Below are 11694 nucleotides of genomic sequence, written 5' to 3'. Positions count from 1 at the left end.
TTCAATCGACAGCGTCGGCACAAACGGCCGCACCGCCACCGGTGGTCACCGAGCTGGTGCAGCCGCGGCTGGCCGGGGTGTCGCGTTTCACCTTCTGGGGCTTCGACGTCTACCAGGCCAGCCTGTGGGTCGAACCCGGCTTCGACAGCACCACGCTGGCGCGGCAGCGTTATGCGTTGGAGCTGCGCTACCTGCGCGGCTTCAAGGGGCGCGACATCGCACAGCGCTCCATCGACGAAATGCGCCGGCTCGGCCGTTTTTCCGAGGCGCAGGCGCAGGCCTGGCTGCAGGCCATGACGCAAGCCTTTCCTGATGTGGAACCCGGCGATCGCCTGTTGGGCATCTACCTGCCGGGGCGGGGTGCGCGCTTCCTGGCCAACGGCCGGCTCACTGCCGAGGTGATGGACGCCGAATTCGCCCAGCTCTTTTTCGGCATCTGGCTGTCGGACAAGACGTCCGAGCCGCGCCTGCGCCAGGCCTTGCTGGGGCAGGCCGTGGCCACCAGCAACTGAGGCCGGGTTCCCACGCATCCCATGTCCACCGCCCACACGCTCACCTTCGGCCAGGGCTGGCGTTACGGCCTGATGGGGCTGCCGCTGGCCTTTGTCGCCCTGCCGCTGTACGTGCTGCTGCCCAACCACTACGCGCGCGAGTTCGGTGTGCCAATGGCCGCGCTCGGTGCCGTGCTGCTGGTCACCCGCCTGATCGACGCCCTGATCGACCCGCTGCTGGGGCGTTGGTTTGATCATCTGTTCCGTCGCTCGGCGCGTACCGTTCTGGCGTGGGCGGCAGCAGCGTGTGGCTTGCTGGCGTTGGGTTTTCTGCTGCTGCTTTTCCCGCTGACCCAGCAACCGCAGGCTTTGCTCTGGTCCAGTGCCGTGCTGCTGATGCTGACCTATGCCAGCTACAGCGCAGTCATGGTGGCGCACCAGTCCTGGGGTGCGCTGCTGGCTGGCGATGCGGTACAGCAAAGCCGGCTGGTAGCCTGGCGCGAAGGCTTGGGTCTGCTGGGTGTGCTGTTGGCGTCGCTGGTGCCGGTCCTGCTCGGGCTGGCGCCCACCGTGATGCTGTTCTGGCTGGCACTCGTGCTGGGTTGGTTGGCCTGGCTATGCGCGCCGCGACCTCAGCTGCAGTACCAGCCCGCAGCACCGCGGGCGGCTGCACTGTGGCTGCCCTGGCGTCGCGCCTCCTTTCGCCGTCTGCTGGCGGTCTTCATGCTCAACGGCATTGCCAGCGCCATACCGGCCACGCTGGTGCTGTTTTTCGTGCAGGACCGCCTGCAGGCACCGCCGTCGCTGGAGCCGCTGGTCCTGGGCAGTTATTTCCTCTGTGCCGCACTGTCCATGCCCCTGTGGCTGCGCGGCGTGCGGCGTTTCGGCCTGGCGCGCTGCTGGCTGGCCGGCATGCTGCTGGCAATAGGCGTGTTTGTCTGGGCCAGCGGGCTGGGGGCCGGTGACACGCTGCCTTTTCTCCTGATCTGCATGCTGTCCGGCTTGGCGCTGGGGGCGGACCTGGCCCTGCCCGGCGCCCTGCTCAGTGGCCTGATGGCGCGCGCCGGTGACCTGGGCCAGGCGCAAGGCGCCTACTTCGGCTGGTGGAACTTTGCCACCAAGCTCAACCTGGCATTGGCCGCCGGCCTGGCGCTGCCGCTGCTGGGCCTTTTTGGTTATGTGCCGGGCACACGCGAGCCGCAGGCGCTGCAGGCGCTGGGCCTGGCCTATGGCCTGCTGCCTTGTGTGCTCAAGCTGCTGGCGGCCGGCCTGCTGTATCGGTTCTTCATCCGCCATGCTGGCGGCACGAAAGGAAGCTCATGAAACGACGTCTCCTGCTGGCCGGCTCGGCCGCGCTGGGCACTGGCCTGCTGGCCGGGTGCTCGGCACCCAGGATTGCGGATTACGCCAACGAAAAGCCGCAACTCGACCTGCGGCGCTACTTCAATGGCACCATCGACGCCTACGGCGTCTTCACCGACCGTGCCGGCAAGGTGGTCAAGCGTTTCACCGTGGTCATGCAATGCCGCTGGCAGGGTGAAGCCGGGCGCGAGGAGGGGGTGCTGGACGAAGACTTTGTCTATTCCGACGGCACGACCCAGAAACGCATCTGGCGTCTCCAGCGCGAGCCCGGCACGGGCGGGCAGGGGCGCTACAGCGGCCGTGCCGACGACGTGGTGGGCGAGGCCGTGGGCGAAGAGCAGGGCAATGCCTTCTACTGGGCCTACACGCTGAGCCTGCCGGTGGATGGCCGCCTCATCGAGGTGCGCTTCGACGACTGGATGTACCTGATGAACGAGCGCGTCATGCTCAACCGCGCCACCATGAGCAAGTTCGGTGTCACCCTGGGCGAGGTCACACTGTCCTTCAGCAAGCGACAGCCATGACCTTCAACCCCTCGCTTCGCGACTGGCACGGCAAGACCGTCTGGCTGGTGGGTGCTTCCAGCGGCATCGGCCGTGCCACGGCTTCGGCATTGCACGCGCAGGGCGCCAGCGTGTTCGTCTCGGCGCGCAGTGTGGCCGCCTTGGAGGCGTGGGTGGAACAGCACCCGGGCCACGATGGACAAGGTCGCGCGCGTGCCGTGGCCCTGCCGCTGGACGTGACGGACCTGGCGCAGGTGCAGGCCGCCGCGCGCAGCATCGAAGCCCGACAGCCGATTGACCTGGTGCTGTACTGCGCGGGCCATTACCGCGCGCTGCGGGCCGATGCTTTTGACCTCAAGGAGATGCTCACCCACCAGCGCATCAACTACCTTGGCGCGCTGTATGTGCTTGATGCCGTGCTGCCGGGGCTGCGCACCCGGGGCAGCGGCCACATCAGCCTGGTCAGCAGTGTGGCGGGTTTTCGCGGCTTGCCGCAAAGCCTGGCCTATGGCCCGACCAAGGCAGCGCTCATCAACCTGGCCGAGACGCTCTACCTCGATCTGCAGCCGCTGGGCATCGGCGTCAGTCTGGTCAATCCGGGGTTTGTCGAAACGCCGCTGACGGCCCAGAATGAATTCAGGATGCCCGGCCTCATAAAGCCCGAGCAGGCGGCGCAAGCCATGCTGGCCGGCTGGGCACGCGGCGACTTTGACATCCATTACCCGAAGCGTTTCACGCGCTGGATGAAGCTGCTGCGACTGCTGCCCTATCGCCTTTATTTCCCGCTTGTGCGAAAGTTCACCGGACTATGAGTCACGCCATCGAACGCATCGTGGTCTTCTTCGAAACGCTGACGCCGCACAGCATCGAGCGCTTCGGCGAGTTCTATACCGAGGACGCCTGGTTCAAAGACCCCTTCAACGAGGTGCGTGGCATTCCGGCCATCCGCCGCATCTTCGGCCATATGTACGAGAACCTGCATGAGCCGCGTTTTGTCATCACCAGCCGCGTGGCCGATGGCGGGCAATGCTTTCTCACCTGGGATTTCCATTTCCGCTTCCGCAAGTTCAGCCCGGACGTGCAGCAGATCATCCGCGGCGCCACGCAGCTCCAACTGGCGCCGGACGGGCGCATCTGCTTTCACCGCGACTACTGGGACGCGGCGGAGGAGCTGTACGAGAAGCTGCCGGTGCTTGGCACGCTGATGCGCTGGTTGAAGCAACGCGCCAACAGCTGATGCCGCATCAAGGCATGTGGCTTTCGATGAAAGCCAGCAGGCCGGTCGCCACCTTGCGGTAGCCCTGCGGCGTGAGGTGGATTTCGTTCTGCCAGTCGCCGCTGGCGCCGGTCGAACCCGGCACGGCGGCCGCCAGCGTCACGGCGCCTGAGCTGTCGAAGACATACACGCGGTCGCTGTCCGACGCCACGCCGAGCAACGCGCTGCGAAGGCGGCCGAACAGCTCTTCCCCCACCAGCTGCCAGTGCGGCTCGGGGACCTGGTAGTGCGTGACCGCCTTGTAGAGCCAGGGACCCAGCGGGCCAGCCGGGGCATTGCGCACGGTGGGCTGGTGGTAGGTGTGAAGAAAGATCGGCGCCTTCCAGCCCAATTGGGGTGCGCAGCTGGCGCTGTGATCGCGCCGCTCGATCAGGGTCCTGATGTTGGCCTGCAGATAAGACAGGAAAAGCTGCCAGCCCGTTTCGGACACATAGTCGCTGCCCAGGCTGGGTTGTGCCGGCCGTTCGTGCGGCAAGAGCAGCAGGCGTTTGTGGCTGGGCTCGCTGCCGGCCACCAGGCTGGCATCGATCAGGTCATTGCCCCCGGCGGACAGCAGGATGGCGTCCCAGGGCCGCTGGATCGGGCCGTCCAGCAAGCCGGTGAAATTGGCGTCGTGCCACATCTCCACCATATGGGTGAGGGTGTCGCCCTGGTGCGCGCAGTTGACGATGACGTCGTTCTTTAGGCTGCTTTGCCGCAGTTCGAACAGCAGGTTGGAGGTGGCCCAGGGCGGCAGTTCGCCGATCGAAAACCAGGAATCGCCTTCGGCCAGGAAACGGTAACGGTAGGAGGCCAGACCGCCGCTGAGTCCGGGCAACTCCCAAGGAGCCTTGATGTCCATCGTGCGCCTCCCTTGTGGCAGCAGTGACTTGCCGCTGCTGAGGGATGGCATGCTAGTAGTCGCGCTTCACGGGCGCAAGCCCGCTCGTCGCCCGGTGGTGCCGGGCCTGCCGCCTCAGGCGAACAGGCCTTCGAAACCGCTGTGCGGCTCGAAACGCCGGTTGCGGAAGTGCAGACGCGTCGGGCCGGGCAGGGCGCGGACCGCGACCGGGTGGCGTTCGTCACCGGGGTAGCAGATCACGCGCATGCCGTTGTCGTCAAACGATTCGGGCAGGATCACCGGCGGCAAGCGGCGCTGCGCCTCAGTCAGCACGCTGGCCACCGACGCATGCCGTGCCAGATGCGCCAGGCTCATGATCTGTGGCGGCGCCAGCGAGATCTGCCCGTCCCAGTACTGCTGCAGTGCCTGGCGCGGCGCCAGCCAGATGCTTTCCGTCGCTTCGTAGTCATCATGGCGTGCCGTCTGCTGCGCCGGCACCGCCGCCACAAAGAAGCGCGTGTCGAAGCGCTTGTTGCTGACCGAGGGCATGCGCGGCGTGATCCAGCGTGACCAGGGCAGCACGCTGCGCGTGTCCAGCCGGAGCGTCAATTGCGCCAGCATGTCGCCGAAGGACTGGCCTGCGCGCAGCAGTGCCGCGGCCTGTTGCAACTGTGCGGCGTCCGCGTCGGTGGCAAACAGCACGCCCGACTCTTCGAATGCTTCACGCAGCGCCGCCGCATAAAAACTCGTGGCTGTCGGCAGGTCCAGTTCGGCTTCACCCAGTGCGGCGTGCAGCTCGGTGGGCGACTGGTTCAGGTGGGCGGCCAGGCCGGCATCGGCCGCATCCACCTTGCCGCCGAGAAAGACATAAGCGCCACCCAGCACGTCCGAATTGCCGTGGCGTTTGAGCAGGAACACCTCCAGCCCGTCAGGGTGTCGCGCAGCATGACCACGGTGGCAGCGGCGCGCGGCGGCGCGGTAACGACTTCGGAGTTCAGTTCCATGGTGCTGTCAGACAGGTGACCCGTGACGAAAAAAGGGTGAATTAAGATTTGACCGTTTCAAAGCATACGCTGACAGCAACCAAGGAGACAGCATGATCGATTTCAAGGGCCGCGTGGCCATCGTGACCGGCGCCGGCGGCGGACTGGGCAAACAGCATGCGCTGGCATTGGCCCGACGCGGTGCCAAAGTGGTGGTCAACGACCTCGGTGGTGCCCGTGACGGCTCGGGCGGTTCTGCCTCGGCCGCGCAGGCGGTGGTGGACGAGATCCGCGCCGCCGGTGGCGAGGCGATTGCCAACGCCGCTTCGGTGACCGACTTCGCCGCCGTGCAGGCCATGGTGCAGCAGGCGGTGGACACCTGGGGCCGCGTCGACATCCTGGTCAACAATGCCGGCATCCTACGCGACAAGACCTTTGCCAAGATGGACCTGGCCGACTTCCGCCTGGTCCTCGACGTGCACCTGATGGGCGCGGTGCACTGCACGAAAGCGGTGTGGCCCCTCATGACCGAGCAGAAATACGGCCGCATCGTCATGACCACTTCGTCCACCGGCCTGTACGGCAACTTCGGCCAGTCCAACTACGGCGCCGCCAAGCTGGCGCTCGTCGGCCTGATGCAGACGCTGGCGCTCGAAGGCGCCAAGCATGACATCCGTGTCAACTGCCTGGCCCCGACCGCCGCCACGCGCATGACCGAAGACCTGATGCCCGAGGCCGTGCTGCAGGCCCTGAAGCCCGAAGCCGTGGTGCCAGCCATGCTGGTGCTGGCCAGTGCCGATGCGCCAACGCGAACCACGCTGTGTGCCGGGGCCGGCAGCTTCGAGGCGGCCCACATCACCATGACACAAGGGGTCTGGATCGGGCTGGACCAGGACGCTGATTCGCGCTTGGCTGAGCAACTGGCCGTGGTGACCGACCGTGCTGGCGAAACCGTGCCGCCCAATGGCAGTGCCCAGGGCACGCACGAGGTCGGCCGCGCCATGGCCAAGCTCGGGAAAAGCTGAAGAGTGCTTAAGGTGGCGCCTCAGGGCGCCAGCTGCAGCAGCGCTTCCTCGCGCCAGTACGCGGCTGCCGCGTAAAAGCCTTCCCAGACACAGCCGTTGCAGCCCCGGCCGCAGCAGGTGGTGGGGACGGGCGGCGGCTGGCGCAGGGTCACGCCGGCCTCCAGCGCCCGTTGTTGCAATTCGGCAAAGAGGGTTTGGACGGTTTCAAGCGGGGAGGGCGGGGCGGACATGCGGGCCAACAGGGTGTGGGTTCGGGAAATCTGACGGTTTTTTCCGACGGCGGCCATTATCGGCGCCGGTTTGTACGAATTGTTACAAACCGGGGTGCCCGAGACACCCTCAGGTTTGTTAAATTGCAAGTTCAGGTCCCAAGGTCCCAGCATGAACGTCGCCTCTGCCATTGCCCAATCCGGTCTCAACGCTGCACAGCGTCGCATGGACTCGTCGGCCCACAATATTGCGAATGTGGAAACCGGCAACTTCCGTCGCGAGGACGTGACGCAGGAAGCCGTAGCCGAGGGCGGCGTCAAGACCCATACCCGCCGCGCGACAGTGCCGGGCGAAGCACTGGCCAAGGATCTGGTGGACCAGAAGAGCGCTGGTTATGCCTTTGATGCCAACCTCAAGGTCATCCAGACCGAGAAAAAGATGATGGGCCGCCTGCTCGACGAGCAGGCCTGACCTCCCTCAGACCGGCAGGCCTCGCTGCCGCCGGTCTCTTCCGATCCGGCCCTCCCGGATCGTGATGCCTGATCCACCTCAAAACCTTACGCCGGACGGCTTGGCCCGTCCGTGTTAATTTCCGGGTCCGATCAGAAGAATGAGATAGCAGCCATGACTATTGCGCATGCGGGTTTGGGCGAACGGCTGGGCGCCTTGACGCCCGAACGCTTGCGGGGCATCCGCCGCGGCATCGAGAAGGAAAGCCTGCGTGCCCTGCCCGACGGCATGTTGGCATTGACACCGCATCCGGCGGCGCTGGGTTCGGCGCTCACGCATCCGCACATCACCACCGACTACAGCGAGTCCCAGCTCGAACTCATCACCGGCGTACACGCTGGTGTGCAGGCCTGCCTGGACGAGCTGACCGAGGTTCACCAGTACACCTACCGCGTGCTGCGCGAGGCCGGTGACGAAATGCTGTGGGTCTCCAGCATGCCCTGTGGCCTGCCGACCGACGAGACCATTCCGATCGGGCGCTACGGCTCGTCCAACATCGGGCGCGCCAAGAGCGTCTACCGCATGGGCCTGGGCCACCGCTACGGCCGGCGCATGCAGACCATCTCGGGTATCCACTACAACTGGTCGCTGCCTGGTGTCACCAGCGAGCAGTACTTTGCGCTGATCCGCAACTTCCGCCGCCATGCCTTCCTGCTGCTGTACCTGTTCGGCGCCTCGCCGGCGGTGTGCTCGAATTTCGTGCTCGGTCGTTCACATGAACTGCAGCCGCTCACCAACAACACCCTGTACATGCCGCACGGCACCTCGTTGCGCATGGGGCGGCTGGGTTACCAGAGCGACGCCCAGGCTTCGCTGGCGGTGAGCTACAACAGCCTGGACGGTTACGCCGCCTCGCTGCATGACGCGCTCACGCGCCCCTGGCCGGCCTACGAAGGCCTGGGCATCCTCAACCCTGGTGGTGACTACATCCAGCTTGCCACCAGCCTGTTGCAGATCGAGAACGAGTTCTACGGCAACATCCGCCCCAAACGCACCATCTTCCCGGGTGAGCGGCCGCTGCACGCGCTGCGCGAGCGCGGTGTCGAGTACGTGGAGGTGCGCCTGCTCGACCTGAACCCGTTCGAGCCAGTGGGCATCAACGCGCAGACCATGCGTTTCATCGATGTCTTCCTGCTGCATTGCCTGCTGAGCGACAGTCCGCCCGATACACCGCAGGAGATCGCCGAACTGGCGCACAACCAGAACCTCACTGCCGCCCGCGGCCGCGAGCCGGGCCTGCAGCTGCGGCGCGACGGGCACGAGGTGGGGCTGGTGGACTGGGGCGGCGAGTTGCTGCAGGCCTTGGACCCGGTGGCGCAAGCGCTGGACGCGGTACACGGTGGCCAGGACTACAGCCAGGCTGTGCGGTCGGCCCAGGCCATGCTGCAGGATGCCACGGCACTGCCGTCGGCCCGCGTGCTGGCGGCCATGGCCGAGCATGACAACTCCTTCCTGCGCTTCACGCGCGAACGTTCGCGCCACACGCGCGAGGTGTTGCTGGCACAGCCGTGGTCGGCTCCGCAGCAGGCGCGCTTCGAGGCGCTGGCCGAGCAGTCGCGGCGCGATCAGAAAGCGATTGAAGCGGCCGACAGTCAGCCGTTCGAGGTCTTCCGGCAGGAATACGTGTCGCCCCGGCGGCTCGGCCTATTTGCCGGCGCGGCGGCGCAGCAGGTGCTGCACGATGAAGGCGCCGCCCAGCACCAGCGCGAACCAGCCGACCAGCGTTGAGCCGGCCAGGATGGCCTGCAGCTCCGGCGACTTGCTGAAGTAGGGCGCCAGCAGCACCGCCAGCCCGATCAGGGCGACGACGATGCCCTTGATCAGCAGGTCGTTGGCGTTCTTGTCGTGCTGGCGGGAAGGAATGCGGGGTGGGTGGGCCATGTGCCGATTATCGGTGTCGTGGCGGCCGGCTTGTGCGGTGGGTCACAATTCACCCTGTTGAATTCATCTTTTCCCTCCCAGACAGAAGAAAAACAAGCCATGGCCGTCCAGTGGTTCCCGGGTCACATGCACCTGACCCAAAAGGCAATCGAAGAGCGCATCAAGAACATCGATGTGGTCATCGAGTTGCTCGACGCGCGCCTGCCCGGCTCCAGCGCCAACCCCATGCTTGCCAAGCTCACGGCGCACAAGCCCACGCTCAAGGCCCTGAGCAAGCAGGACCTGGCCGACCCGCAGCGCACCGCGTTATGGCTGGACTATTACAACAGCCTGCCGGAGACCCGGGCCGTGGCGCTCGATGCTGGCATGGCTGCACCGGCCAAGGCGCTCATCGCTGCCTGCCAGGTGCTGGCCCCCACGCGCGGTGGCATGGCCAAGCCCCTGCGCGTGCTGATCTGCGGCATCCCCAATGTGGGCAAATCCACCCTCATCAACACCATGGTCGGCCGGCGCGTCACCAAGGCGGCCGACGAGGCCGGCGTCACCCGCATGGAGCAGCGCATCACGCTGGCCAGCGATTTCTATCTCTACGACACGCCGGGCATGCTGTGGCCGCGCATCATCGTGGCCAAGAGCGGTTACAACCTGGCGGCCAGCGGCGCCGTGGGCCGCAACGCCTTCGACGAGGAAGAGGTCGCGCTGGAATTGCTGGACTACATCAAGGCACCCTATGCTGCTTTGCTGGCGGCGCGCTACAAGCTCGATGCCGTGGCGGGCTTGAGTGACGAGCAGTTGCTGGAAGAGATTGGCCGCAAGAACGGTGCACTGCTCAGCGGCGGGCGCGTCAACACGCAAAAGGCGGCCGAGGTGGTGCTGACCGATTTTCGTGCCGGGCGCATCGGGCGCATCACGCTCGAAACCCCGGAGGAATTCGCGCGCTGGCTGGCCGAAGGCAAGAAGCTCGATGCCGAGCGCCAGCTGCGCAAGGAGGCGCTGGCCAGCGAGGGGCTGATCCGGGTGAAAAAACCATCGGTCAAAACACCGGCGGCGAAGAGCCCCGCCAAGACCACCGGCAAGCCGTCCGTGAAGAGTGGTGTGAAGACGTCGGCCAAGACACCCGGCAAGGCGTCCGGCAAAGCCCCGGCCCCCGGTCCGGCGCGCAAGCCTTCGACGTTCAAGGTCAAACGTTAGGGTGCCTGAAAAGCGGGGTGACAGCGGCGACAATGGAGGCCATGAAAAAAACGATTCTTCCGTTGGCCCTCCTCATTTCGCCTGACCGTCACGATCCCCAACCGCTCATCCTGTACCACGCCCGCTGCCCCGACGGTTTTGGCGCCGCGCTGGCGGCCTGGCTGTTTTATGAAGGCCGCGCCGAATTCCACGGCCTGGACCATGGCGACGTCAAGACCGTGGCCGACCTGCCGGCCCTTGACGGCCGCGCCATCTACATTCTCGACTTCTCCTTCGACCCCGAACTGATGCGGGAGATTGAACAGCGCGCCGCCAAGCTGGTGATGCTGGACCACCACAAGAGCGCCGCCGAGAAGCTCACCGGCTTTGCCTGCCGTTGTGGTGTGGTGCATTTCGACATGGGCAAGTCCGGCTCGCGTCTGGCCTGGGAGTTCTTCCAGGCCGATCGCACGCTGCCCGATCTGGTGCGCTACATCGAAGACCGTGACATCTGGAAATGGGAGTTTGAAGAAAGCGCCGGCTTTCTGGCGGCACTCGACATGGAGCCGCAGACGTTCGAGCGCTGGGCCGAGATTGCGTCTTTCTCGCCTGCGCAGCTGCAAGCCTTCATGGCGCGTGGCCAGGCCATGGACGAGAAGTACCGCAAGCTGTGCGCCGACATCGCCGCCGGTGCCCAGCCGCTCACCTTCAACGGCCAGCAGGGCCTGATGGTCAACGCCCCTGGCATGTTCCACAGCCTGGTGGGCGACATCCTGTCCAAGCAGAGTGGCACCTTTGCGCTGATGTGGAGCGCGGCCGGCAACGGCGTGGTGAAGGCCGGCCTGCGTTCGCAGCGCGACTACGACTGCATTCCGCTGGCCGAAAGCATGGGCGGCGGCGGCCACGCACAGGCCTGTGGTTTCCGCATGAGCGCCGACCGGCTGCCGGAGTTGCTGCGCGGCACGCTCAACGCCTGAGCAGTCTCAAGGCGGGGGCGGGTCAATAGCCCTCGCGCAGCACCACGTCCGAGCACGGGTGCGCGACGCAGGGCAGCACGGAACCCTCTTCCTGCTCTTCCTTGGTGAGGCCAGGCCACTCGATGGCGTAACGCACCTGGCCGCTGACCAGCTGGCCGATGCAGGTGCGGCAGGTGCCGTTGCGGCACGAACTCGGCCAGTCGATGCCGCCTTGCTCCATGGACAGCAGCAGCGGCTGCTTGGCCCAGGCATCGAATTGCTGGTCGAAAGGCTCGGTGCGGCCGATGAAAAACTCCGGGGTATCGGTGGGGTTCATGCAGGTAAGTGGGATGCTGGCAAAACTGCCCCCGATTGTATGAGGCATCATATTGGCAGGTGGCCCTTGTGGAATATGCGCAAGCAGCTATCAAAAAGATAGCGTTTAGATGCGTCATGGACACGCTGCGCGCGCCGTGCCACCATGGCGCCTGATCCACTGCCGGAGCA

General features: G+C 65.8%; 15 protein-coding genes. 10 read left to right on the top strand and 5 right to left on the bottom strand.

Annotated features, from left to right (window positions below; genetic code table 11):
* Positions 1-41 precede the first annotated feature (41 nt).
* From CDE01S_RS03080 to CDE01S_RS03060, 5 genes are read left to right on the top strand one after another with little or no spacing between them, the layout of a single operon-like run.
* Positions 42-512, top strand: a complete 471-nt coding sequence (locus tag CDE01S_RS03080) for a chalcone isomerase family protein (protein ID WP_245636097.1) — start codon at positions 42-44, stop codon at positions 510-512.
* Between the two features lie 21 nt (positions 513-533).
* Positions 534-1814, top strand: a complete 1281-nt coding sequence (locus CDE01S_RS03075; RefSeq protein WP_066703576.1) for an MFS transporter — start codon at positions 534-536, stop codon at positions 1812-1814.
* A complete protein-coding gene (locus tag CDE01S_RS03070) occupies positions 1811-2377 on the top strand; it encodes a DUF3833 domain-containing protein (protein ID WP_066703573.1) in 567 nt (188 codons plus the stop codon). The genes CDE01S_RS03075 and CDE01S_RS03070 overlap by 4 nt, the downstream gene beginning before the upstream one ends.
* Positions 2374-3168, top strand: coding sequence for an SDR family NAD(P)-dependent oxidoreductase (locus CDE01S_RS03065; RefSeq protein ID WP_066703570.1), 795 nt, complete (start codon positions 2374-2376; stop codon positions 3166-3168). Before CDE01S_RS03070 ends, CDE01S_RS03065 begins: the two co-directional genes overlap by 4 nt.
* Positions 3165-3593: a nuclear transport factor 2 family protein gene (locus CDE01S_RS03060; protein WP_066703568.1), complete on the top strand. Its 429-nt coding sequence runs from the start codon at positions 3165-3167 to the stop codon at positions 3591-3593. Before CDE01S_RS03065 ends, CDE01S_RS03060 begins: the two co-directional genes overlap by 4 nt.
* Before the next feature lie 7 nt (positions 3594-3600).
* Here CDE01S_RS03060 and CDE01S_RS03055 read toward each other — a convergent pair whose 3' ends face one another.
* Together CDE01S_RS03055 and CDE01S_RS03050 are read right to left on the bottom strand one after the other, a co-directional pair.
* Positions 3601-4524 (bottom strand): hypothetical protein, encoded by a 924-nt coding sequence (locus CDE01S_RS03055; RefSeq protein ID WP_157077023.1) that lies wholly within the window; start codon positions 4522-4524, stop codon positions 3601-3603.
* Between the two features lie 63 nt (positions 4525-4587).
* Complete coding sequence (locus CDE01S_RS03050; RefSeq protein ID WP_245636096.1) at positions 4588-5370, bottom strand: NUDIX hydrolase; 783 nt, start codon at positions 5368-5370, stop codon at positions 4588-4590.
* Between the two features lie 178 nt (positions 5371-5548).
* Between CDE01S_RS03050 and CDE01S_RS03045 the strand changes: the two genes are divergently transcribed.
* Entirely contained in the window at positions 5549-6460 is a 912-nt protein-coding gene (locus tag CDE01S_RS03045) for an SDR family oxidoreductase (protein ID WP_066703563.1), read from the top strand.
* Positions 6461-6480: 20 nt separating this feature from the next.
* Here the strand turns inward: CDE01S_RS03045 and CDE01S_RS03040 are convergent, their stop codons facing one another.
* Positions 6481-6690: an oxidoreductase-like domain-containing protein gene (locus CDE01S_RS03040; RefSeq protein WP_066703877.1), complete on the bottom strand. Its 210-nt coding sequence runs from the start codon at positions 6688-6690 to the stop codon at positions 6481-6483.
* Positions 6691-6841: 151 nt separating this feature from the next.
* On the opposite strand from CDE01S_RS03040, the gene CDE01S_RS03035 reads away from it, so the two are divergent.
* Complete coding sequence (locus CDE01S_RS03035) at positions 6842-7141, top strand: flagellar basal body protein (protein WP_066703560.1); 300 nt, start codon at positions 6842-6844, stop codon at positions 7139-7141.
* 153 nt (positions 7142-7294) lie between these two features.
* Complete coding sequence (gene gshA / locus CDE01S_RS03030; RefSeq protein ID WP_084382665.1) at positions 7295-8908, top strand: glutamate--cysteine ligase; 1614 nt, start codon at positions 7295-7297, stop codon at positions 8906-8908.
* Here gshA and CDE01S_RS03025 read toward each other — a convergent pair.
* On the bottom strand, positions 8825-9061 hold the full coding sequence (locus CDE01S_RS03025; RefSeq protein WP_066703557.1) for a hypothetical protein: 237 nt from the start codon (positions 9059-9061) through the stop codon (positions 8825-8827). The two genes, gshA and CDE01S_RS03025, sit on opposite strands and share 84 nt — an antisense overlap.
* A gap of 99 nt (positions 9062-9160) precedes the next feature.
* On the opposite strand from CDE01S_RS03025, the gene ylqF reads away from it, so the two are divergent.
* Together ylqF and CDE01S_RS03015 are read left to right on the top strand one after the other, a co-directional pair.
* Positions 9161-10252 (top strand): ribosome biogenesis GTPase YlqF, encoded by a 1092-nt coding sequence (gene ylqF, locus CDE01S_RS03020; RefSeq protein WP_084382664.1) that lies wholly within the window; start codon positions 9161-9163, stop codon positions 10250-10252.
* A 41-nt stretch (positions 10253-10293) separates the two neighbouring features.
* A complete protein-coding gene (locus CDE01S_RS03015) occupies positions 10294-11208 on the top strand; it encodes a DHH family phosphoesterase (protein WP_066703874.1) in 915 nt (304 codons plus the stop codon).
* 22 nt (positions 11209-11230) lie between these two features.
* Here CDE01S_RS03015 and CDE01S_RS03010 read toward each other — a convergent pair whose 3' ends face one another.
* The gene (locus CDE01S_RS03010) at positions 11231-11524 is read right to left on the bottom strand and encodes a 2Fe-2S iron-sulfur cluster-binding protein (RefSeq protein ID WP_066703554.1); all 294 of its coding nucleotides are present in this window, start codon (positions 11522-11524) and stop codon (positions 11231-11233) included.
* Positions 11525-11694 lie beyond the last annotated feature (170 nt).

The organism is Curvibacter delicatus NBRC 14919, assembly GCF_001592265.1.
Taxonomy (GTDB): domain Bacteria; phylum Pseudomonadota; class Gammaproteobacteria; order Burkholderiales; family Burkholderiaceae_C; genus Hylemonella; species Hylemonella delicata.
This window is presented reverse-complemented; position numbering and strand designations above follow the sequence as displayed.

Coding starts and splice junctions, on each gene's coding strand:
- CDE01S_RS03075 (WP_066703576.1), top strand. CDS start 534: ATGTCCACCGCCCACACGCTCACCTTCGGCCAGGGCTGGCGTTACGGC.
- CDE01S_RS03070 (WP_066703573.1), top strand. CDS start 1,811: ATGAAACGACGTCTCCTGCTGGCCGGCTCGGCCGCGCTGGGCACTGGC.
- CDE01S_RS03065 (WP_066703570.1), top strand. CDS start 2,374: ATGACCTTCAACCCCTCGCTTCGCGACTGGCACGGCAAGACCGTCTGG.
- CDE01S_RS03060 (WP_066703568.1), top strand. CDS start 3,165: ATGAGTCACGCCATCGAACGCATCGTGGTCTTCTTCGAAACGCTGACG.
- CDE01S_RS03055 (WP_157077023.1), bottom strand. CDS start 4,524: ATGCCATCCCTCAGCAGCGGCAAGTCACTGCTGCCACAAGGGAGGCGC.
- CDE01S_RS03045 (WP_066703563.1), top strand. CDS start 5,549: ATGATCGATTTCAAGGGCCGCGTGGCCATCGTGACCGGCGCCGGCGGC.
- CDE01S_RS03040 (WP_066703877.1), bottom strand. CDS start 6,690: ATGTCCGCCCCGCCCTCCCCGCTTGAAACCGTCCAAACCCTCTTTGCC.
- CDE01S_RS03035 (WP_066703560.1), top strand. CDS start 6,842: ATGAACGTCGCCTCTGCCATTGCCCAATCCGGTCTCAACGCTGCACAG.
- gshA (WP_084382665.1), top strand. CDS start 7,295: ATGACTATTGCGCATGCGGGTTTGGGCGAACGGCTGGGCGCCTTGACG.
- CDE01S_RS03025 (WP_066703557.1), bottom strand. CDS start 9,061: ATGGCCCACCCACCCCGCATTCCTTCCCGCCAGCACGACAAGAACGCC.
- ylqF (WP_084382664.1), top strand. CDS start 9,161: ATGGCCGTCCAGTGGTTCCCGGGTCACATGCACCTGACCCAAAAGGCA.
- CDE01S_RS03015 (WP_066703874.1), top strand. CDS start 10,294: ATGAAAAAAACGATTCTTCCGTTGGCCCTCCTCATTTCGCCTGACCGT.
- CDE01S_RS03010 (WP_066703554.1), bottom strand. CDS start 11,524: ATGAACCCCACCGATACCCCGGAGTTTTTCATCGGCCGCACCGAGCCT.